Here is a 21,927-nt window from a genome sequence, read left to right on the forward strand (position 1 = left end):
GAAATGAAAAAATCGAAAGCCTTTTGGGGTTATTTAGCATTTGCACTAGTAATCTATGCAGTTGTACAAGGTATGCTTGCAAGTGGAATGCTCGATTTATATTATCAAAACATGTTAATTACGATTTGTATTAACGTGATGCTTGCTGTAAGTTTGCATATCGTAATAGGGGTTACAGGCCAATTCTCTATTGGTCATGCCGGTTTTATGGCGGTAGGCGCATATATTAGTGCAATTTGTACAATGAAACTAGGGTTGCCATTTATTGTGGGAATCATATTAGCGGGGATTGTTGCAGCTGTAGCAGGTTTACTAGTCGGGGTACCTTCTTTAAGACTTAAAGGAGACTACTTAGCGATTGCTACATTAGGATTTGCTGAGATTATTCGAATTGTATTCTTGAATGTTGATTATGTTGGCGGAGCAGCAGGGATGGTTGTCAATCATGCTACAACTTGGACATATGCTTTTGTCGGTGTGGTTATTACAATCATGGTTATTTCTAATTTTACAAACTCTCGTCATGGACGCGGTTGTTTAGCTATTCGTGAAGATGAAATAGCAGCCGACGCGATGGGAATCAATACAACTTATTATAAAGTTGTTGCTTTTGTAATCGGTTCCCTTTTTGCAGGGGTAGCAGGTGCTTTATATGCACATAATTTCTATATTATTCAACCAACAGCATTCAACTTCTTAAAATCATTTGAAATTCTGATTTATATCGTATTAGGCGGTTTAGGAAGCCTTTCAGGTTCTGTCATGGCAGCTATTTTCTTAACGGCAATTTCACAATATTTGCAAGCGTTCCCAGAAACGCGAATGATCATTTACTCTGTCGTATTGATTATCGTGATGTTATATCGTCCAACAGGATTGATGGGAACAAAAGAGTTAAAAGACTTATTTAAAGTAAAAAATAGAGGGGGGTCTGAAGCATGAGTAATCCTCTTCTGAAATTGGAAAATATCGGTATACAATTTGGTGGATTGAAAGCGGTACAAAATGTCAACATGTATTTAAATAAGGGAGAACTTGTTGGACTAATTGGACCGAATGGAGCAGGGAAAACCACAACCTTCAACATGTTAACTGGTGTATATGTACCAACAGAAGGTGAAATTACCTTTAATGGTCAAAGTATTAAGGGATTAAAACCATACCAAGTATCGCATAAAGGAATCAGCCGTACATTCCAAAATATTCGATTATTTAAGGATTTAACGGTATTAGATAACGTAAAAATCGCAAACCATCAGCTTGCGAAACATTCAATCCTTTCTTCCATCTTGCGTTTGCCAACTCATTTTAAAGGCGAGGCAACTATGGAGAAAGAGTCTATTGAATTTTTAAAAATCTTTGAGCTAGACGTTTATAAAGATGAATTAGCGAAAAACTTGCCTTATGGAATGCAACGACGTCTAGAAATCGCTCGAGCGTTAGCTGCTGGACCAAAGCTTCTATTATTAGACGAGCCTGCAGCGGGAATGAATCCACAAGAAACACAAGAATTGATGGATTTAATTGCATTAATTCGAAAAGAATTTGATTTAACAATTCTATTAATCGAGCATGACATGAGTCTAGTAATGGGAATCTGTGAAAGAATCTACGTTTTAGACCATGGTCAATTAATTGCTGAAGGAACATCGGAAGAAATACGTAACAATCCAAAGGTAATTGAAGCTTACCTTGGTGAGGAGGTCGTACACTAATGCTACAAGTAAATAATATTGATGTGTTTTACGGGAATATTCATGCATTAAAAAATATCTCCTTGGAAGTTAATGAAGGTGAGATTGTTACGTTAATCGGTGCAAACGGCGCAGGAAAAACTACTTTGTTGAAAACGTTATCTGGATTACTGAAACCAAAGCAAGGTACGATTACGTACAAAATGCAACAAATTGGTGGCAAACCAGCTCAAGCGATTGTGAAAAGTGGTATTTCTCATGTGCCGGAAGGACGCAGGGTTTTTGCGAATATGTCAGTAGAAGAAAACTTGGAGTTGGGTGCTTTTCTTAGGAAAGATCGCGATGGAATCAAAAAAGATTTAGACCATGTATTTGAACTATTTCCAAGATTAAAGGAACGAAGAAAACAATTGTCCGGTACTTTATCCGGTGGGGAACAACAGATGTTGGCAATGGGAAGAGCGATTATGGCAAGACCAAATTTACTATTGTTGGATGAGCCTTCAATGGGACTTGCCCCACTAATTGTTCAACAAATATTTGAAATTATTCAAACAATCAACAAAGAAGGAACAACTATTTTACTTGTTGAACAAAACGCTCATATGGCTTTATCGATAGCAGACCGAGCTTATGTTATCGAAACTGGAAAAATTGTATTGTCAGGAACAGCGAAGGAACTTCAAGAAAGTGAAGAAGTAAAGGCGGCATATTTGGGAGGAGTATAATAAAAAAGACTGTCCGAAAAGAGAAGAGAAACTTTTCGGTACAGTCTTTTTTTATCATTATGACTGAATAGCAATCTAATATTACCATTCAATATATTCAGGATATTTCATTTGAAGAGGTAATTCATGAATTTCATGTTTTGTAATATTGGCAGTGGCTAATATTTGATCCTTTAAAGCCAAGTATTCATCATCTTCCACCATTAATCGAATAGCAAAGGCACCTAAATGCTTTTTTCTTTCTTCAAATGTTAGCTTAAGATATTCTAAGTTTAAAATATCTACATATTGAGTTGCATAACGGAAGTATTTAGGCGATTTTGATAACATTAAGTGTATAAATACATTGTAATGTTCTTCAGGCAAATGTTCTTTTAAACATTCCGTAACAAGAGATTGGAATTTTCGAATGGATGTAGTATGTGGGTTCCATGGATTATTGTCTATAAATTCATTGTATAAATCGATGAAGTCGTTTAAAGCGAGTGCTGTAAAAATTAATTCAGGGTATAAAATTTCAACGGAGAAATATACATTTTTTTCAGGAGCAAGCGTGTCTTTTTTCTTTTCAATTCCTTTATGGATGCCGTTCGCTACAAACTCGATATTACATTCTCCTTGAGTTGCTTTCCGCAATTGAAGACAAACCCCTAATATACGTTGTCTCGCACCTCGGTAATCATAATAATTATTTTCATCTCCAATAACTTCGTAGATATTCTTAATTAACTCATCTAAATCCCAATAGTCACCACTAATTCGTCCCCCTGTTAAACGTTCAGTGCTTTGAATGGATAACATTTTTATCCCACCTTTTCTAGTCCGCAAAATCTATTACATATATTGTACAATCTTTTAAATAGAAAAAACTATATATTTCTTTGATTCTACTAGTTAATCGTTATTTATTTATATAAAATACAGAAAATTGTAAAAATTGAAAATAAAAAGTTTATTTTTTTCATTAGGGGGTATGTGGTTAGCAAAGCTCACTCTAAAAAGGTCGTTTCATAGAGAAGTGTGGCGAAGGAAAATATAAAATATTTTTCAATATTAGAAATAATCTACTAATCTTTCGAATATATATTATTAGATACCTTTAGGAGTGAGTATGTTGTCATCAAGAAGTAAAGGTATAAAAATCAAAAAATGAGGGGAGTAGGAAAATGTCTGTATTAACTGCTGCATATGCATTTCCTAATACTGAAGGAGCGATTGTAAACTTCAAGGAACGCTACGATAACTATATCGGAGGACAATGGACACCACCAGTTAATGGCGAGTATTTCGATAATGTATCGCCAGTAACAGGAAAAGTTTACACAAAGGTTGCTCGTTCCACAGCGGAAGATATTGAACTTGCCATCGATGCAGCTTACAAAGCGAAGGATTCTTGGGGCAAGACTTCCGTTGCAGAAAGAGCAAGAATCTTAAACAAAATCGCAGATCGCATGGAAGAAAATTTAGAATTGTTAGCAGTTACTGAAAGCTGGGAAAATGGTAAACCGGTTCGTGAAACTTTAAATGCGGACATACCTTTAGCTATCGATCATTTCCGCTATTTTGCAGGAGTGATTCGTGCGCAAGAAGGCGGTATTAGCCAAATTGATGACAATACTATAGCTTATCATTTCCAAGAACCAATTGGTGTTGTCGGGCAAATTATTCCGTGGAACTTCCCAATCTTGATGGCAGCATGGAAACTCGCACCAGCCCTTGCAGCAGGAAACTGTGTGGTTTTAAAACCGGCAGAACAAACACCAACTTCTATACTAGTATTAATGGAACTTATTGAAGACTTGTTACCACCTGGTGTTGTGAATATTGTAAACGGTTTTGGTTTAGAAGCTGGAAAACCGTTAGCTTCCAATCCACGTATTGGAAAAGTTGCCTTTACTGGTGAAACAACAACAGGTAGACTTATCATGCAATATGCTTCACAAAATATTATTCCGGTTACATTGGAGCTTGGTGGAAAATCGCCAAATATCTTCTTTGAAGATGTAATGGAAGCAGACGATGAATTTTTAGATAAAGCAATTGAAGGATTTGTATTATTTGCTCTTAACCAAGGAGAAGTGTGTACATGCCCTTCAAGAGCATTAATTCAAGAATCCATTTACGATAAATTTATGGAACGCGCACTTGAGAGAGTAAAAGCCATCAAACAAGGTAACCCACTAGATCCAACTACAATGATAGGAGCTCAAGCTTCAACAGAACAAATGGAGAAAATTTTATCCTATATTGATATTGGTAAACAAGAAGGAGCAGAGTTGCTTATCGGTGGAGAACGCAACAATTTAGGTGGAGAATTATCAGAAGGTTTCTACATTAAGCCTACTGTATTTAAAGGTCATAACAAAATGCGCATTTTCCAAGAAGAAATCTTCGGTCCAGTAGTTGCTGTTACAACATTCAAAACGCAAGAAGAAGCATTAGAAATTGCAAATGACACGATGTATGGATTAGGTGCGGGAGTATGGACTCGCGATATTAATACAGCTTATCGAATGGGAAGAGGAATTCAAGCTGGACGCGTATGGACAAACTGCTATCACCAATACCCAGCTCATGCAGCATTTGGTGGCTATAAAATGAGTGGAATCGGTCGAGAAACTCATAAAATGATGCTTGAACACTATCAGCAAACGAAAAACTTGTTAGTAAGTTATAGTCCAAATAAACTTGGTTTCTTCTGATTCTAAAATTTAGGAGGGATGGCGTTGGTAAAACGCGTTGTAGCAACAGACGCAGCCCTTGCCCTCATTGAACAATTAAAGAAAAAACATGGCCCAATTATGTTCCATCAATCAGGCGGTTGCTGTGATGGTTCTTCCCCTATGTGCTATCCTGAAGGAGATTTAATCATTGGTGATTCGGATATATTACTAGGGGAAATTGGTGGAGCAAAGTTTTATATGCATAAAACTCAATTTGAATATTGGAAACATACTCAATTAATTATCGATGTCGTTGACGGTCGCGGAGGTATGTTTAGTTTAGAAGGCGTTGAAGGTAAACGTTTCTTAACAAGGTCGAGAGCATTTACTTCTGAGGAGCTAGCAGAATTAAATAAGGTTGGTTAACATAGAATAATATATATGGGGGAGCTTCAAGTATTGGAGTTCCCTCTTTATTTTGAAACATATCCTCCTTTCAATCGTAATAAGACTAGGAGTGATATGAAATGGATACAAATTTCCACATCAACTTTCAGAACAACTATAATCGAGCCGTAAATTTTTTTGGCAATGCCTATAATCAAAACTTTTTTATGTCTCTTGCAAGCAAATACACACTTGAAAACAGAGAATTTAGCGGCGTCGCTTTGCAAAAAGTGGTAGATAGGATGGTAGAAAACTCTAACAAAGCAATACAAAGGAATTCTCCCGTCACCTATCATATTGCCGTTCAATTTTTAGGGCAGAATATAGATGGTTGCATGGAAAACCTATTGCAAAGGGATATGGCGTTAAAAGAAGCCGGATTTACTAAATCTCCTTTTCGACTGGCGGGCGCCATGATGCTGGAAGAAGACATTCTTCTTCACGCCAAACGAGCAAAAACTTTATATGATGAAATGCACCGAAAACAATACTTTTTAACTTCCAAAGAAGATATTCCCTATGTGGTTCTTTTGTCGAAAGGGATGGAACAACCGCATACGCAGGTGGATACGATTTTGCAATATTACCAAAGCCTAAGAAAGCAAGGATTTATGTTGGGCAACTCTCTTCAATGCCTTGCACAAATCTTAACGATGTATAGTTCCGAATATAACGAAATGTTGCTTCAGTATGTTGCCGAGCTGAAAAGGGGATTGAATCAGAAAGGAATCAAAATAAAACCGATTCATTATCCCTATATCGGGATTTTGGCGTTGAATGCAACAGATAATGAAAAAATTGATGAAATTGCGGAATTACATAAATCGTTAATGGAATTGAAAATTTTCCGTATGGCAAAGGAATTGGCGTTGATTGTTTCCATCCAGAAAATCATCAGAGAGCTGGTCGAAGTTCAAAATATGGTCAATATGAAAGATCATGCATTTCTCGAAAATTTGATTCATGTATTGGGTATAACACTGGATGTTTTGGATTTTGCATTAATACCGGGAAGTGCAGGTGATTTCTTCGATTTCTTCAGTTCTTAATGCACTCCAAAAAATGTTGGGAGTGATAAAATGGAAATAAATCATAATGGAGGTGTCCTACATGAAAGAAACAAAATTATGGATTAACGGTCAATGGGAGGAAGCAAAAGAAACGTATGACTTGACCGCTCCCTACACTGGTGAAGTGATTGCGAAAGTGGCAAAGGCTTCTGTACAAGATGTGGAACGTGCAATTGAAGGCGCACATGAAGCGTTTCAAACGTTTAAGAAAACCACAGCCTATGAAAGAGCGGAAATTTTATATAAAGTTGTGGACATCATGCAGAAAAGAAAACAGGAATTTGCAGAGATTCTTGCAAGTGAAGCTGGAAAGCCGATTACTGCTGGACTGGCTGAATTGGATCGCACCATTTCTACATATCAATTTTCAGCTGAACTGGCAAAACACACTTTTGGCGAAACGGTCCCAATGGACGCAGCTCCCGGAGGAAAAAATCGCATAGGTTATACGAAACGAGTACCCATTGGAGTTGTATCAGCCATTACCCCTTTTAACTTTCCATTTAATTTAGTTGCGCATAAATTAGGACCCGCTTTTGCAGTCGGAAATACGGTTGTTCTAAAGCCAGCAACTCAAACACCTCTAAGTGCTTTAGCAATGGCGGAGATTTTTAAGGAAGCAGGACTTCCTGATGGTGCACTACAAATCGTGACGGGTTCGGGTGGAGAACTTAGCGATGTTCTTGTAACTCATCCTCTGGTGAAGAAAGTGACGTTTACAGGCAGCGGCGCAGTCGGAATGAAAATCAAAGAAAAGGTCGGATTGAGAAAAGTTACATTGGAATTAGGTTCCAATGCAGCTGTCATCATTGAACCAAGTACGCCAATTGAGAAAATCATCTCTCGCACGGTAAGCGGTGCTTTCGGCTTTTCTGGACAAGTGTGTATTTCCCTGCAGAGAATTTTTGTTCATGAATCCATTTACGACCAATTTACAGAGGCATTCGTGAAAGAAACGAAAAAATTAAAATTAGGTAATCCATTTGACCCTTCAACAGATTTAAGCGCTATGATTCATCCGAAAGAAGTTGAGCGCATGAAAGAGTGGATTGAAGAAGCGAAGGCTCAAGGAGCTAAAGTAGCGACAGGAGCTGAATTTACGGAACGTACGATGACACCAACTGTGATGGTGAACGTAAAACCAGATATGAAAATTATGTGTTTAGAAACATTTGCCCCAATTGTTTCGATTGTACCTTATAAAACATTAGATGAAGCCATAAAATATGTAAATGATTCCGATTTAGGTTTAAATGCTGGCATTTACACAAATGTTTTAACGGATGCTTTAAAAGCGGCGGATGAATTGGAAGCGGGTACTGTTGTAATTAACGATATCCCGACATTCCGTGTAGACAACATGCCGTATGGTGGTGTGAAAAATAGTGGATATGGACGTGAAGGAATAAAATACGCTATTCAAGAAATGACGGAATTAAAGTTTATTACGATTAAAACAGAATTTTAAAAGAAAAGTTGCAATACTCAACTGTATGAAATTAATATTATGTTTGCATAATAATTGCAAACTTCTCGGTAAAGCACACCATGTATTAGGAGGACAACAAATGAGTATTGCATACCCGATGAGCAGATCACGCTCAACTCAAACACGACTTGTATTACCCCCAGATACGAACCAGTATGGATCCATTTTTGGTGGGAAGATACTAGCATATATTGATGAAATCGCGGCAATTGCTTGTATGAAGCATACGAAAAAAGAAGTGGTAACCGCTTCTTTTGATTCAGTAGATTTCGTTTCCCCTGCATATGTTGGAGATATGTTGGAGTTAGAAGCAATTGTCACATCCACCGGAAGAACATCAATGGAAGTGTATGTGCGTGTTATGTCTCGCAATGTTAAAACAGGTGAAGAAAAATTGACAACCGAATCATTTGTTACGATGGTAGCAATTGATAAGGGTGGAAAACCGACACCGATTCCAGCAATCTACCCTGAGACTGAGGAAGAGGAGAAGTTATATAAAGCGGGGTTAGAAAGACAAAGATTAAGAAAAGAAAAAAGAAATAAAGTAAAAGAGGTCGTCGTTCAAAAGTAAATTAGGTTGGGACAAAAACCGCCTCAAATAAAAAAACCGTAGACACTTTTAATGTCTGCGGTTTTTATACATCAAAAAGGACAATTTACTACTAAATTTAGTATTTTTTATCTCTCATTTGGAAAAATCATTTACCACTTTGAGTAATGTGTCAGATGATTTTGAAATTAGAGTTGAACTTTCTACTAAATTAGCAATATTGCTTGAAATATTTTCGATATCTTTTGACGTGGAAGCATACTGATTGCGTATCCCAGAAACTTTTTGGGCAATTTGTTCAAATGATTCTGCTAAGTGCTCTTGAGTTTGTACGCTTAATTGTACTTGTTCATCTACATTGTTGACACTAGACGTCATATCCGTAATGTTTTCTTCCATTTCTTGTATTAATCCAGAGACATTTTGTACTGCTTTCTTCGTTTCTTCAGCCAGTTTTCGAACTTCTTCTGCAACGACAGCAAATCCTTTTCCGTGTTCACCCGCACGAGCCGCTTCAATTGATGCATTTAAAGCAAGTAAGTTTGTTTGATCCGCTATGTTCGTCACTAAGTTTACAATTTCAGAAATGCTTTTAGAAGAAGAACGTAAGTTTGTCATGGACTCTTCTAATAAATTTACACTGTTTAAAATCGTGTTCATTAAGTTTGTCTGTTTTGCTAATTGTGCTTTCCCTTGGTTAGATTTTTCCTCTGTATCAGCAACGAAATCTAAACCTTGTGATGTGGCTGATGCGATATTTTGTGATTGTTCAGAAATCATTTGAATCGATGCTGTCGTTTCTTGATTCATGGCATTTAAATCTTCAGCAATGTTTTGGATGGAGATTAATAATGATTGTTTTACTTGATCATTTTCCATACGTAATCGTTCTTGCTCAATTTCGTAAGCTTCAATCACAAGTTGCATTTCTAAATTGATAATTTTAGAAAATGCATTGATGGCAAGAATTGCTTCTTCTTTAGAAATATCAAGCTTATTAATAAACTGAGTAAATGCTGTTGTTAAAGATTGGAAAGAAGCGATATACCATTTAGATGATAATCCAATTTTGATATGAGCAAGGGCAATTCTAGTTCGGTTCTCTAAATAATGATTATCAATTTGTCCTTCAAAAATATCTTGTAAATGCTTTGTTAAAGTAATTTTCAATCGATCAATTGTTGAGTATTGATTAATTAATTCTACTAAATGTTTATTCATTGAAATGTTTTCATAAAAAATATCAACCATCTTTGGAATATAGTTCTCAATAAGTGGTTTTAATTGTTTAAGGATGGCTAATTCTTTTTTTGTTAACTGAACCATTTCAATTTGTTTGGCTACAATAGGGTTCGCAGAAACGTTTATTCCTACTTCGTGAATATATTTTTCTTCATCAAAAAATTGATTATAATTTGATTTGTTTTCCTTGTTATAAAGTACAAACCTCATATGTATGCTCCATTCTAATTTAATTTTTTTATTGTTTGACCCATTACAGTTTAATTCCTGAATTTGTATTTTTATTATAAACAATGTAAAATACGATTAGTTTATTAGTTCGTATTGTTTTTTATTAAATTAGTAAAGGAAGTTTGTTAAGATGAATCAGCGAAGGCTTGCTTATATTATTGTGTCCATGGTGACAGTAGCAGTTATTTCCACATTAATGTTAAACAATATGTTTGATGAGGTACCGAAAAATCATAAAATTTTAATTATCATTAGTGCCACCTTGTTTTCAGGTCTTTTTGCCCGCGGGTTATTCCCTGCTGATCATCCTGATGAAATCGATTCTAAACATACAGATAATAAAAAGAATGGTAATTAAGCCCTCCTAATTTGAGAGGGCTTTTTTCATTTCTGTTTTTCTGTTTACAGAATACCATATTATTTAGTAGTATCTAAAGATTTTTTTGACTATAAATTGAAAATTGTGGAAAAGATATGAAAAAGAAACGGACAAAAGAATAAAATCAATGATAAAACACGCAAGGTTTTTGAAACTATTAATCAAATCATTCGTACATGTATATAACAAGAATTTCAATAACCTTAAAGGGGGTTAACAAATATATGGAAGAAAAATGGGCTAAAGTTATTATTCACGCAAGTGCTTTTTTTGCACCAGTTCTAGTACCAATTTTATTTTTCTTAATAAGCAGTGAAGAAAGTGTTAAACGAATATCGATTCAAGCATTGCTCTTCCAGTTTGTTATGTGGGTATTAATCGGTATTTCTGTCGTACTAAGTTTTCTTTTAATTGGTATTCCATTCTTAATTATCTTTGGAATTATGACATTTGTTGTACCAATTATCGGTATTTTCAATGCGCTGCGAGAAACACCTTGGAATTACCCAATTGTTGGCCGTTGGGTATAAAATAATTTCTCGTAAATGTAAAACTCCTGAGTATTCTTCAGCTTAGATGAATATATTGATAAAAAATCGGCAAAGCGTACTTTCATACGTATTGTCGATTTTTTTACAATAAAAATGGTCAAGGGTTTATCGTTGCAAATATGGAAAAAAGGAAATATAATAAAGTCAAAGATAGTCAAAGTCAAAAAGAGCGAGGTGAAGTTGTAATCATAATGAAAAATATTTCAGATTTAATTGAAGGGTATTTAAAACAAGTTATCGAATTAGGTGGTAAAGGACATATTGAAATTAAACGCAGCGAATTAGCCGATATGTTTCAATGCGTTCCCTCGCAAATTAATTACGTTATTAATACCCGATTCACAGTGGAACGAGGCTACCTTGTTGAAAGCAAACGAGGTGGCGGTGGATATATAAGAATTTTTCGTGTGAAACCAAGTTCAAAAGTTGAGCTGATTGAAAATATCATTAAACAAATTGAAAAAGGTGCCACGCAAAATATGGCTGAAGATATTATATATAGGCTGCTGGACGAAGGCGTTATAACCGACAGAGAGGCAACGATAATGCTCGCTGCCATCGATCGGAATACGTTAAAGTTACAACTCCCAGCTCGTGATGAATTGAGGGCCGCTATTTTAACATCGATGTTACTAACTTTAAAATACGAAAAATAAAGAGGTGGTGGGTCATGATTTGTGAACACTGTAAACAACGGAAAGCAACCGTTACAGTTACACAAATAATAAATGGCCATAAAAGTGAGAAGCATTATTGTGAAGTATGTGCAGCACAATTTCATCCATTCAACTTAGACTTTCATAAAGAAGAACAAATCCCAATCCATCAATTGTTATCTAATTGGTTTGGGATGCCTATTTGGAAAAATGAAACACAAGAAAGAGCTGTTCAACCATCCATCCAGACAAATGCATGTCCGGCTTGCGGATTTACTTTTCGTAAATTTTTAAATGAAGGTAAATTGGGTTGCCCACAATGCTATGAAACCTTTGGCGAAAAACTTCCGCAAGTACTTGCAAAAATACAAGCGGGAACCAAACATACTGGAAAAAGGCCTGGACAAAAAGTGGATAACAACCGAATTATTAAAAAACAAATTGAACATGCACGCGAACAGCTGCAATTAGCTATACAAGATGAACGTTTTGAAGATGCGGCGAAATTCAGAGATGAAATTAAAGCATTGGAACGCAAGCTTGAGATGGGAGGTGTTGATACACCATGAACCTTGAATATTTCTTAAAAGCGGAAGCACCGAGTTGGATGGGCGTTGACGGTGAAGAAAATGACATTGTCATTTCCACCCGGATTCGATTAGCGAGAAACTTGGATGGTTTCCGTTTCCCATTAATATTTACTGATGAAGAAGCGAAAACGGTTGATCAAATGGTTACGCAAGCTTTTTCCCAATTGAATAACGGAAATCACCATTTCTCTCATTTCACAATTCAAGAAATGCCCGTATTACAACGTCAAGTATTAGTTGAAAAACATCTCATTAGCCCGATGCTTGCCAATAGAGAAAAATTCGCTTCAGTTATCATTTCAAAAGATGAAGCCATTAGTGTGATGGTAAATGAAGAAGACCACTTAAGAATCCAATGTTTATCCCCTGGACTTCAACTAATAGAAACTTATGAAATGGCTAATAAATTAGATTGTCAGCTTGAAAAACTTTTACCGATTGCCTTCAATAACCAATTCGGCTATTTAACGAGTTGCCCTACAAATGTAGGAACTGGTTTACGAGCATCTGTGATGATGCATTTACCAGGACTTTCGATGATGAAGCAAATGAAAGTATTAACACAAATGCTAGCTCGTTTTGGCATGGTCGTGAGAGGTATTTACGGTGAGGGCAGTGAAAATCTAGGGAACATGTATCAAATTTCAAATCAAGTAACCCTCGGTAAAGCAGAAGATGAAATAATTGATGATTTACAAACTGTCGTGATGCAAATCATTGAACAAGAACGAAACGCAAGACAAACTCTATTAAAACAATCCCAAGTTGCTTTGGAGGACCGTATTCACCGTGCCTTTGGTACTTTGAAACATGCGCGGATTATGACAAGTGAAGAAGCAGCAACATGTTTATCTAATGTTCGCTTAGGCATAGATTTAGGCATAATTAAAAATGTTTCAAAACATGTATTAAATGAATGCACAATACTGATTCAACCAGGATTCGTACAACAATACGCAGGCACAACTTTGGAACCAGGAGAGCGAGATGTATTCCGAGCAAAATTAATACGAGAAAAATTAAACGATGGAAATTCGAAATTAAAGGAAAAAGGAGAGGAAAAACATGATGTTTAATCGTTTTACTCAACGAGCTCAAAAAGTGTTACAGTTGGCGCAAGAAGAAGCCATTCGTTGGAAGCATGAATCCATCGGAACTGAACATATCTTGCTCGGGCTAATTCGCGAAGGTGGAGGCATTGCTGCAAAAGCTTTAGAAGCGATTGATGTAAGCCCAGAGATGATTGAACGAGGTATCGAGGAACTAGTTGGAAAAGGTACGAAGGATGTTGGACCAATCGTTCACTATACACCAAGAGCTAAGAAAGTTATTGAACTATCCGTAGATGAATCTCGAAAACTGGGTCATGCTTACATCGGAACAGAACACATTTTACTTGCATTAATTCGTGAAGGTGAGGGTGTTGCAGCTCGAGTGCTTGCGAACGCTGGGGTAAGCTTAAATAAAGCGCGTCAACAAGTTTTATTGCTTCTCGGTAACAACGATGTTTCTCAAAATTCCAATCCAACTCAAACAGTAAGCACTCCAACACTTGATAGCCTGGCTCGAGATTTAACTGCAATTGCCCGTGAAGGTTCCCTTGACCCTGTAATTGGACGTAGCAAAGAAATTACACGAGTTATCGAAGTGTTATCTCGCCGCACGAAAAATAACCCGGTATTAATTGGTGAACCTGGTGTAGGTAAAACAGCGATTGCTGAGGGACTTGCTCAACAAATCGTTAATAATGAAGTACCGGAAACATTGCGCGATAAGCGTGTAATGACGCTTGATATGGGTACTGTTGTAGCAGGTACAAAATATCGTGGTGAATTTGAAGATCGTCTGAAAAAAGTAATGGATGAAATTCGCCAAGCGGGTAACGTCATTTTATTCATTGATGAACTTCATACATTGATTGGTGCTGGTGGTGCAGAAGGTGCGATTGACGCTTCGAACATTTTAAAACCGGCATTAGCTCGCGGTGAATTGCAATGTATCGGTGCAACTACGCTAGATGAATATCGTAAATACATTGAAAAAGATGCAGCTTTAGAACGTAGATTCCAACCGATTCAAGTCGATGAACCAACTGTGGAAGAAACAATTCAAATTATTCAAGGTCTTCGCGATCGTTACGAGGCGCATCACCGAGTAAAGATTACCGACGAAGCAATTGAAGCTGCGGCAAAATTATCTGACCGTTACATTTCAGACCGCTTCCTGCCAGATAAAGCCATTGACTTGATTGATGAAGCCGGATCTAAAGTGCGTTTGCGCTCATTTACAGTGCCACCAAATTTAAAAGCGCTTGAAGAAAAATTAGAACATGTGCGCAATGAGAAAAATGCAGCAGTTTCAAGTCAAGAATTTGAAAAAGCAGCAGCACTACGCGACACAGAGCAAAAAATTAAAGAAGAACTAGAACAAACGAAAAAATTATGGAAAGAAAAGCAAGGTAAAGAAGAATCAAAAGTAACAGTAGAAGATATCGCAGAAGTGGTATCCATGTGGACTGGAATACCAGTGAATAAACTGGCTCAAGAAGAGTCTGAAAAACTGTTGAACTTAGAAGAAGAATTGCATAAGCGCGTTGTCGGACAACATGAAGCGGTTGAGGCGATTTCTAGAGCTATCCGCCGTGCTCGCGCAGGATTGAAGGATCCGAAACGCCCGATTGGTTCATTTATCTTCTTAGGACCAACTGGGGTTGGTAAAACGGAACTTGCTAGAGCTTTAGCAGAAGTAATGTTTGGCGATGAAGATGCAATGATTCGTATCGATATGTCCGAATATATGGAGAAACACTCTACTTCTCGCCTAGTGGGTTCACCTCCTGGATATGTAGGATTTGAAGAAGGTGGGCAATTAACGGAAAAAGTCCGCCGCAAACCATATTCAGTGGTACTTTTAGATGAAATTGAAAAAGCGCACCCAGACGTATTCAATATCTTATTACAAGTGCTTGATGACGGTCGTTTAACAGATTCAAAAGGCCGCACAGTGGATTTCCGCAATACGGTTGTCATTATGACATCCAATATTGGTGCAGAAGCATTAAAGTATCAAAAGAATGTAGGATTCGGTGTGGGTGGAAGAGATAATAAATATAAAGACATGAAGAGCACGATGCTTGAAGAATTGAAAAAAGCATTCCGCCCAGAGTTCTTAAACCGTATTGATGAAACAATCGTATTCCAGCCGTTGGATAAAGAAGAATTGAAACAAATTGTATTATTGATGGCAAAATCTTTAATCAAACGCTTAAAAGAGCAAAACATTGAACTTGAACTAACAGATGCAGCTTTAGAGAAAATTGCTGAAGAAGGGTACGATCCACAATACGGTGCACGACCAATTCGAAGAGCTTTACAGAAAAATGTAGAAGACCGTTTATCAGAAGAGTTATTAAAAGGCACAGTTTCAACGAACAGTACAGTTGTATTTGACTATGTGGATGGCGAATTTGTCGTAAAACAAAAAGATGTTGTTGAAAGTGTATAATTATTGATTAGTCGAGCTGTACCAAAAGACACTGTACACTGTCTTTTTGGTACAGCTTATTTTTTTCATACGTATTAACAGGTACATCTCCATTTAAGGAGCATCCGCACGAGTTTGGAGGTTATGTGTACGAGTAGAGGTTGTATTTGCACAAGTTTGGTGGTTAAATGCACAAGCAGAGGGGATATCTGCACAAGTGAAGGAAGCATACGCACGAGCATGTAGCTTTTCTTTCGTAGAGTGTAACTACACAAACAAGTTCTTGTGCTAAAACCGATATATTCAATAAATAGACCTACCTAGTCTAACGAAATTTTCTAGTACATCAATGAATCTAATCTAGTACCTTTGTTATAATAGCTATACCAAAAAAATTTGCAGGAGGACCTAATGGCAAAAAAGAAAACAAAGTTTTGCTGTCAATCATGTGGCTATGAATCTCCTAAATGGTTGGGGAGATGTCCTGGTTGTGGTGAGTGGAATACCTTTGTAGAAGAAATAGAAGTGATGACGAAATCTCGTGGAGTGTTTCAGCATTCGGAAGCTATAAGTCAGAAGGCCGTACCAATTATCAGCATCGAAACGCAAGAAGAACAAAGAGTCCAAACAAGCATGGTGGAACTAAATCGTGTGCTTGGAGGTGGAATTGTACCAGGTTCACTTGTTTTGATTGGGGGAGATCCTGGTATAGGGAAATCAACGCTACTTATGCAACTTTCCGCTGAATTATCCAATAATGGACATCGGGTGCTTTACATTTCAGGAGAAGAATCGTTGAAACAAACAAGATTACGCGCAACAAGAATCGGTGTCCAATCAAATGAATTATTTATTTATGCTGAAACTGATTTAGAACTCATTCGTCATAGTATTGAAGAGGTTCAACCGAAGTTTATCATTGTTGACTCCATTCAAACAGTGCATCATCCAGAAGTGACGAGTGCTCCTGGGAGCGTATCGCAAGTTAGAGAATGTACTTCAGAATTGATGAGAATAGCGAAGACGAAAGGAATTGCAACATTTCTTGTAGGACATGTTACAAAGGAAGGGCAAATTGCAGGGCCTAGAATATTAGAACATATGGTAGACACCGTACTATATTTTGAAGGTGAAAGACATCATACGTATCGAATATTAAGAAGCCATAAAAATCGCTTCGGATCAACTAATGAAATTGCTATTTTTGAAATGATTCATTCGGGTTTAAAAGAAGTGTTAAATCCGTCTGAATTATTTTTAGAAGAACGTTCACATGGGGCAGCTGGTTCGACGGTCGTTGCTTCCATGGAAGGTACAAGACCTATACTTGTCGAGATTCAATCATTAGTTACACCAACTAGTTTCAATTATCCAAAAAGAATGGCTACCGGTGTTGATCAAAATAGAGTTCAATTATTGATGGCTGTTTTGGAAAAAAGAATGGGCATGCTGTTGCAAGCGCAAGATGCATATATTAAGGTGGCAGGAGGCGTAAAGCTGGACGAACCTGCGATTGATCTCGCCGTTCTTACCTCCATAGTCTCCAGTTTTAGAAATCAGCCTGTTCAAGTTACAGATGTTTATATCGGTGAAGTAGGACTTACCGGAGAAGTAAGACGGGTATCCCGCATCGAACAAAGAGTTCATGAAGCTGCAAGACTTGGATTTAAACGAGCCATTATCCCTGCTTCTAATATAGGAGGTTGGGAATACCCAAAAGACATTGAAGTAATTGGGGTGCAAACCATTAACGAAGCATTAAGAGTTTGTTTTGGTAATTGATGAAAAGGGATGTCCATACCAATATTTATAATGTATGGGCATTTTTCCTTTTGAAATTGGGAAAAATAATTTTATATTCTGGACGAAAAGGGAAAAAAGTACAAATTATGTATTTCGTAGTTGTTTCAAATCGCAAACGATTCATGAACGATGTATAATTAATAGTAAGATAATATATCACAAAAAGGAGGTGGCTGTATGTTAAAAAGAGTAATTCAATTTGCTTTTCTTTTTATTGGGGGAGCACTAGGTTTTGTTTTTTTACCGCCATTATACGAAATTATAAATTTGTCATCTAATCCGTTGTTAAATAATCCATATACATCAGTCGCATTAGGAGCGTTGTTATTATTTCTTCTATCGTTTTCTTTATCAGATTATTGTGTAAAATTCATCAACTGGATGGAAGAGGTACTTTTTAAAATTCCAGCTGCAGACCTACTATTTGGTACTCTTGGGTTAATTGTCGGTTTAATTGTAGCATATTTTGTTGGGTTTGCGATTGAACGAATCAATATACCGGTAATTACTGATTTTTTACCAATAATATTATCTATTACACTCGGATATTTAGGATTTAGAGTCGGATTTAAAAAGAGGGAAGAATTATCACAAATATTTACCAAATCCGGTGTAGGATCAAAAAAGAAAGTTGGAGATTCTGGGCAAGTTGTTTCACAAGAAAAAACGCTATATAAATTGTTAGATACGAGCGTCATAATAGATGGTCGAATTGCGGATATCGCAACAACAGGATTTATAGAAGGTGTTTTAGTGGTGCCGCAGTTCGTATTAACCGAATTACAACATATTGCGGATTCCAGTGATACATTGAAGCGTACCCGTGGACGAAGAGGGTTAGATATGTTGAAAAAATTACAAGACGGAAAAACGGTAAATGTCATCATTTCTGAAGAAGATTTTGATGATGTTCAAGAAGTAGATTTAAAATTAGTACGGTTAGCGAAAAAAATGGGAGCAAAAATTTTAACAAATGATTTTAACTTAAACAAAGTATGTGATCTTCATCATGTACAAGTATTGAATATTAATGAGCTTGCGAACGCAGTAAAACCGGTTGTTATACCAGGAGAGGATATGCAAGTCGTTGTCATCAAAGATGGAAAAGAACAAAATCAAGGTGTTGCCTATTTAGATGATGGAACGATGATAGTTGTAGAAGGTGGTCGTAGTTACATTGGGCAATCTATTACAGTCACCGTTACAAGCGTACTGCAAACATCCGCCGGTCGCATGATTTTTGCTAAACCAAAAGACGAACAAGTTGCATAACCGTTGAAAAGTAAGAGTAGGAGTTGAGCACGTGGATTACGAAGTAGTATTGCCAGCAGCCGGTAGCGGAAAACGGATGGGAGCGGGAAAAAACAAATTATTTTTATCTTTAGCGAATAAACCGATCCTCATTCACACCCTCGAAATTTTTCAAAAGGATAGAAACTGTACGGGAATATATTTAGCGGTAAAACCAGAAGAAAGGGACTATATTCAACATTTATTAAATGATTATAAAATTACAAAGGTAAAGGGGTTACCAAATGGAGGGAAAGAACGTCAACATTCTGTTCATTCATGTTTAAAAGTAATGAATGATGTGGAGATTGTTCTCGTCCATGATGCTGCAAGACCGTTTATATCCCAACAAGTCATTGACCGTTTAGTGGAAACCGCATATGAAAAAGGGGCTGCGATAGCAGGAGTTCGAGCGAAGGATACGATGAAAAAAGTACAAGATGGTATTATTGTTGAAACGGTAGATCGGGAAAACCTATGGTCAATCCAAACGCCGCAAGCATTTCGTTACGAACTGTTACGGCATGCGGAGGATGTAGCGGAAAAAGAAGGATTTTTAGGAACGGACGAAGCGATGCTAGTGGAGCGCCTCGGTTATGAAATCCATATTGTTGAAAGCAATTATGAAAATATTAAAATGACGACGAAAGAAGATTTATTATTTGGTGAAGCCATCTTAAAAAACCGCCAGATGCAGAAAGAAGGTACCTCACAAATCTTTTAGATTGGTGAGGTCTTTTCTTGTTTCCATACATAATAATTGGGTTGAATGTATGCTTACAATCCATACAAATGGGAAATATGTTAATATATGAAGTGGCAATTTGGAATCTGATTTTACAGTAAAGGATGGTGAACGCTGCATATAAGGCTGAACAGTCTTTCATCATGCAGCTACAATATGTTTCGTGTTGGACAAGGATTTGATGTGCATGCGTTTCAAGAAGGGCGGCCACTTATTATCGGAGGCATAGAGATACCTCATACGAAAGGCCTTGTTGGTCATTCCGATGCGGATGTGTTATTACATGCAATTACAGATGCGGCCCTTGGAGCAATTGGAGAAGGAGATATCGGACGTCATTTTCCAGATACAGATCCAAAATATAAAGATGCAGATTCAGCGAAATTATTGGAGTATATATGGAAAATAGTAAATGATAAAGGGTATATTCTTGGGAATGTTGATTGTACAATTATGGCTCAAAAGCCTAAAATGGCTCCATATATTGAGCAAATGCGAAATCGCATAGCAGAACTTTTGGATGCGAACCCGTCTCAAGTAAACGTCAAAGCAACTACAACGGAAAAATTAGGCTTTGTTGGCCGAGAAGAAGGTATAGCAGCATTAGCAACAATATTGTTAATAAAAAAGCAATAGTTCTCAAATGTTGAAAGAAGATGAATTCGTTCCTGAAAAGTTAAAATTTCTTCCCTCTCATTAACTTTTCAATGTGAAGACAGAGTGGTAAAATGTACAAAAGTTAAGGGAAGCATTGGAAATGGCAATATTCTAGTAGTGGCCAAATAAAAATGAAGGTTTTTATCTGGTAAACTTAGGAGGAAAAATTATGACAAAACAAGTTCGTGTTCGGTATGCGCCAAGTCCTACCGGTCATTTACATATTGGTGGAGCGCGTACTGCGTTATTTAATTATTTGTTTGCAAAACATTACAACGGAACATTTGTTGTTCGCATTGAAGATACGGATACGGAGCGCAATGTTGAGGGTGGAGAAGCGTCACAGCTTGATAATCTGCGCTGGCTTGGAATAATTCCAGATGAATCTGTAGATATTGGCGGACCTTATGCGCCATATCGCCAAACGGAAAGACTAGATATATATAAGAAACATGCGGAAGAGCTATTAGAACGAGGTCTAGCTTATAAATGTTTCTGCACACCTGAAGAATTGGAAGCTTCAAGAGAAGCCCAAAGAGCAAAAGGCATTCCTGCTCCAACTTACGAAGGCAAATGCCGCCATTTAACGAAAGAGGAAATCGCTGAAAAAGAAGCGCAGGGAATTCCTTATACAATCCGTTTTAAAGTTCCAGAAAATGTAACATACAAATTTAATGATTTAGTGCGCGGAGAAGTTACTTTTGAATCTAAAGATATTGGCGATTGGGTTATCGTGAAGGCGAATGGAATTCCTACTTATAACTTTGCGGTTGTTTTGGATGACCATTATATGGAAATTACGCATGTATTCCGCGGAGAAGAACACTTATCTAATACGCCGAAACAAATGATGATTTTTGATGCTTTCGATTGGGAATACCCTGAGTTCGGCCATTTAACAATCATTGTGAACGAAAATCATAAGAAGTTATCAAAACGTGATGAATCCATTATCCAGTTCGTTTCTCAATATAAAGAGCTTGGATATTTACCAGAAGCGATGTTCAACTTCTTTGCATTGCTTGGTTGGTCTCCGGAAGGGGAAGAAGAAATCTTTACAAAAGAACAATTGATTGAAATTTTTGATGAGAAGCGTTTATCAAAATCACCGTCAATGTTTGACCGGAATAAACTAACATGGATGAACAACCAATACATTAAAAAATTGTCATTGGATGAAGTAGTAGACTTAGCACTTCCTCACTTGCAAAAAGCCGGTTTACTTCCTTTAGAATTGACTAGTGAACAAAAACAATGGGCAACAAAATTGATTGCGTTATACCATAATCAAATGAGTTATGGTGCAGAAATTGTTGAATTATCTAGCTTGTTCTTTAAAGATGAAATTGAATATGATGAAGCTGCCCAAGAAGTACTAGCTTTAGAACATATTAAAGAATTGGCTGCATCATTTAAACAGCAATTAGAGGCTTCGGAAGCTTTTGATGCTTCGTCAATTAAAGCGGCAATTAAAGCAGTACAAAAAGAAACTGGATATAAAGGGAAAAACTTATTTATGCCAATTCGAGTGATGACAACAGGCCAAACTCATGGTCCGGAATTGGCGGATGCAATCGAATTAGTGGGCAAAGAAAAAGTTTTAGCCCGATTAGAAAAATTCACAAATTAATATTTTTTAGATGAACGGTTTTTGAG

21 protein-coding genes and 1 pseudogene are annotated in these 21,927 nt (G+C 36.9%); 19 read left to right on the top strand and 3 right to left on the bottom strand.

All coding sequences use genetic code 11. From position 1 onward, the window contains the following. Window positions 1–3: 3 nt before the first annotated feature. From NST00_RS03315 to NST00_RS03325, 3 genes are read left to right on the top strand one after another with little or no spacing between them, the layout of a single operon-like run. A complete protein-coding gene (locus tag NST00_RS03315; protein WP_016838512.1) occupies window positions 4–942 on the top strand; it encodes a branched-chain amino acid ABC transporter permease in 939 nt (312 codons plus the stop codon). Beyond that, window positions 939–1,715 (top strand): ABC transporter ATP-binding protein, encoded by a 777-nt coding sequence (locus NST00_RS03320; RefSeq protein WP_016838513.1) that lies wholly within the window; start codon window positions 939–941, stop codon window positions 1,713–1,715. The genes NST00_RS03315 and NST00_RS03320 overlap by 4 nt, the downstream gene beginning before the upstream one ends. Next, window positions 1,715–2,422 (top strand): ABC transporter ATP-binding protein, encoded by a 708-nt coding sequence (locus NST00_RS03325; protein WP_016838514.1) that lies wholly within the window; start codon window positions 1,715–1,717, stop codon window positions 2,420–2,422. The genes NST00_RS03320 and NST00_RS03325 overlap by 1 nt, the downstream gene beginning before the upstream one ends. Window positions 2,423–2,503: 81 nt before the next feature. On the opposite strand, the gene NST00_RS03330 is transcribed toward NST00_RS03325, so the two are convergent. Continuing rightward, window positions 2,504–3,223, bottom strand: coding sequence for a DUF6904 family protein (locus NST00_RS03330; RefSeq protein WP_016838515.1), 720 nt, complete (start codon window positions 3,221–3,223; stop codon window positions 2,504–2,506). Window positions 3,224–3,588: 365 nt separating this feature from the next. Between NST00_RS03330 and adh the strand changes: the two genes are divergently transcribed. The 5 genes from adh to NST00_RS03355 all read left to right on the top strand — a co-directional run bounded on the left by adh (window position 3,589) and on the right by NST00_RS03355 (window position 8,665). Further along, entirely contained in the window at window positions 3,589–5,124 is a 1,536-nt protein-coding gene (adh, locus tag NST00_RS03335) for an aldehyde dehydrogenase (RefSeq protein WP_016838516.1), read from the top strand. A gap of 24 nt (window positions 5,125–5,148) precedes the next feature. After that, the gene (locus NST00_RS03340) at window positions 5,149–5,511 is read left to right on the top strand and encodes a DUF779 domain-containing protein (RefSeq protein WP_016838517.1); all 363 of its coding nucleotides are present in this window, start codon (window positions 5,149–5,151) and stop codon (window positions 5,509–5,511) included. Window positions 5,512–5,612: 101 nt separating this feature from the next. Continuing rightward, the gene (locus tag NST00_RS03345) at window positions 5,613–6,581 is read left to right on the top strand and encodes a DUF4003 family protein (RefSeq protein ID WP_016838518.1); all 969 of its coding nucleotides are present in this window, start codon (window positions 5,613–5,615) and stop codon (window positions 6,579–6,581) included. A gap of 61 nt (window positions 6,582–6,642) precedes the next feature. Continuing rightward, complete coding sequence (locus tag NST00_RS03350) at window positions 6,643–8,070, top strand: aldehyde dehydrogenase family protein (protein ID WP_340709636.1); 1,428 nt, start codon at window positions 6,643–6,645, stop codon at window positions 8,068–8,070. 100 nt (window positions 8,071–8,170) lie between these two features. Further along, complete coding sequence (locus NST00_RS03355; protein WP_016838520.1) at window positions 8,171–8,665, top strand: acyl-CoA thioesterase; 495 nt, start codon at window positions 8,171–8,173, stop codon at window positions 8,663–8,665. A gap of 114 nt (window positions 8,666–8,779) precedes the next feature. Here NST00_RS03355 and NST00_RS14945 read toward each other — a convergent pair whose 3' ends face one another. Continuing rightward, window positions 8,780–9,571 (bottom strand): methyl-accepting chemotaxis protein, encoded by a 792-nt coding sequence (locus NST00_RS14945; RefSeq protein WP_408056484.1) that lies wholly within the window; start codon window positions 9,569–9,571, stop codon window positions 8,780–8,782. Further along, window positions 9,545–10,096: pseudogene (locus NST00_RS14950) on the bottom strand (protoglobin domain-containing protein); the annotation flags it as partial. The gene NST00_RS14945 and the pseudogene NST00_RS14950, both read right to left, overlap by 27 nt. Before the next feature lie 151 nt (window positions 10,097–10,247). Here NST00_RS14950 and NST00_RS03365 point away from each other — a divergent pair. The 11 genes from NST00_RS03365 (at window position 10,248) to gltX (ending at window position 21,901) form a co-directional block, all read left to right on the top strand. Next, the gene (locus NST00_RS03365) at window positions 10,248–10,475 is read left to right on the top strand and encodes a hypothetical protein (protein ID WP_016838522.1); all 228 of its coding nucleotides are present in this window, start codon (window positions 10,248–10,250) and stop codon (window positions 10,473–10,475) included. A 245-nt stretch (window positions 10,476–10,720) separates the two neighbouring features. Further along, on the top strand, window positions 10,721–11,026 hold the full coding sequence (locus NST00_RS03370) for a DUF4870 domain-containing protein (protein ID WP_016838523.1): 306 nt from the start codon (window positions 10,721–10,723) through the stop codon (window positions 11,024–11,026). A 212-nt stretch (window positions 11,027–11,238) separates the two neighbouring features. Then, window positions 11,239–11,703, top strand: coding sequence for a CtsR family transcriptional regulator (locus NST00_RS03375; RefSeq protein ID WP_026019087.1), 465 nt, complete (start codon window positions 11,239–11,241; stop codon window positions 11,701–11,703). Between the two features lie 14 nt (window positions 11,704–11,717). Continuing rightward, window positions 11,718–12,272, top strand: coding sequence for a UvrB/UvrC motif-containing protein (locus tag NST00_RS03380; protein ID WP_016838525.1), 555 nt, complete (start codon window positions 11,718–11,720; stop codon window positions 12,270–12,272). Continuing rightward, on the top strand, window positions 12,269–13,369 hold the full coding sequence (locus tag NST00_RS03385) for a protein arginine kinase (protein WP_016838526.1): 1,101 nt from the start codon (window positions 12,269–12,271) through the stop codon (window positions 13,367–13,369). Before NST00_RS03380 ends, NST00_RS03385 begins: the two co-directional genes overlap by 4 nt. After that, window positions 13,359–15,797, top strand: coding sequence for an ATP-dependent Clp protease ATP-binding subunit (locus NST00_RS03390; RefSeq protein WP_016838527.1), 2,439 nt, complete (start codon window positions 13,359–13,361; stop codon window positions 15,795–15,797). Before NST00_RS03385 ends, NST00_RS03390 begins: the two co-directional genes overlap by 11 nt. Before the next feature lie 390 nt (window positions 15,798–16,187). Next, window positions 16,188–17,558: a DNA repair protein RadA gene (gene radA / locus NST00_RS03395; RefSeq protein ID WP_016838528.1), complete on the top strand. Its 1,371-nt coding sequence runs from the start codon at window positions 16,188–16,190 to the stop codon at window positions 17,556–17,558. A 198-nt stretch (window positions 17,559–17,756) separates the two neighbouring features. Beyond that, window positions 17,757–18,851: a PIN/TRAM domain-containing protein gene (locus NST00_RS03400; RefSeq protein ID WP_016838530.1), complete on the top strand. Its 1,095-nt coding sequence runs from the start codon at window positions 17,757–17,759 to the stop codon at window positions 18,849–18,851. A 31-nt stretch (window positions 18,852–18,882) separates the two neighbouring features. Beyond that, on the top strand, window positions 18,883–19,593 hold the full coding sequence (ispD, locus tag NST00_RS03405) for a 2-C-methyl-D-erythritol 4-phosphate cytidylyltransferase (protein WP_016838531.1): 711 nt from the start codon (window positions 18,883–18,885) through the stop codon (window positions 19,591–19,593). A 177-nt stretch (window positions 19,594–19,770) separates the two neighbouring features. Continuing rightward, the gene (gene ispF / locus NST00_RS03410; RefSeq protein WP_016838532.1) at window positions 19,771–20,250 is read left to right on the top strand and encodes a 2-C-methyl-D-erythritol 2,4-cyclodiphosphate synthase; all 480 of its coding nucleotides are present in this window, start codon (window positions 19,771–19,773) and stop codon (window positions 20,248–20,250) included. A 190-nt stretch (window positions 20,251–20,440) separates the two neighbouring features. Further along, window positions 20,441–21,901 (top strand): glutamate--tRNA ligase, encoded by a 1,461-nt coding sequence (gene gltX / locus NST00_RS03415; RefSeq protein WP_016838533.1) that lies wholly within the window; start codon window positions 20,441–20,443, stop codon window positions 21,899–21,901. The last annotated feature ends 26 nt before the right edge of the window (window positions 21,902–21,927 follow it).

It is taken from the genome of Ureibacillus sp. FSL K6-0165, assembly GCF_038004285.1.
Classification (GTDB): domain Bacteria; phylum Bacillota; class Bacilli; order Bacillales_A; family Planococcaceae; genus Ureibacillus; species Ureibacillus thermosphaericus.